Here is a 501-nt window from a genome sequence, read left to right as displayed (position 1 = left end):
GCGTCGGAGAAAGCGGGAATGGAGAATTCGATGGCCGAATAGGCCATGCCCAGCAGATAGCCAAATGCCAGCCAGCGCGCCGGCGCGCGGCCGACATCGTGGAAGGCGACCGCCATGAAGGATGCCGCCAGCAGGCCGGCAACCGACAGATTGATCAACAGGATGAAGTTGGCGCCGCTCATGTTCTCCCGCACCCGCGCCGACAGCTAATCATCGACGGGCGAAGAAGACGTTAACGCCGTCCCGTCCGGGCAGATTCAGCCGGTCTTGAGCGGCTCCGGCAGGAACGCCGTTTCCGGCCGCTCATAGGACAGGCGTACACTGTCGCGGCCGTTCTTCTTGGCTTTGTAGAGCGCATCGTCGGCACGGCGCATCAGCGGCTCCAGCGCCTCGCCACCGCTGCGGGCCGCCACGCCGAAGCTTGCCGTCACCCTCGTTCCCTGGGGAAGTCCGTCGACATGACCGGCCGAATAGACGGTGCGCACCGCCTCGGCGAACAGC

Annotated in this window: 1 protein-coding gene and 1 pseudogene; both read right to left on the bottom strand. The window is 65.5% G+C overall.

Annotated elements, in window-relative coordinates; genetic code table 11:
• Positions 1-182 (bottom strand): annotated as a pseudogene (locus EN984_RS37185) (GGDEF domain-containing protein); the annotation flags it as partial.
• A gap of 75 nt (positions 183-257) precedes the next feature.
• On the bottom strand, positions 258-501 hold a 244-nt coding region (locus EN984_RS37180; protein WP_127384480.1), incomplete at its 5' end, for a diguanylate cyclase.

The sequence above is a fragment of the Mesorhizobium sp. M7A.F.Ca.CA.004.12.1.1 genome, assembly GCF_003997835.1.
In the GTDB taxonomy this organism is placed as follows: Bacteria; Pseudomonadota; Alphaproteobacteria; order Rhizobiales; family Rhizobiaceae; genus Mesorhizobium.
This window is presented reverse-complemented; position numbering and strand designations above follow the sequence as displayed.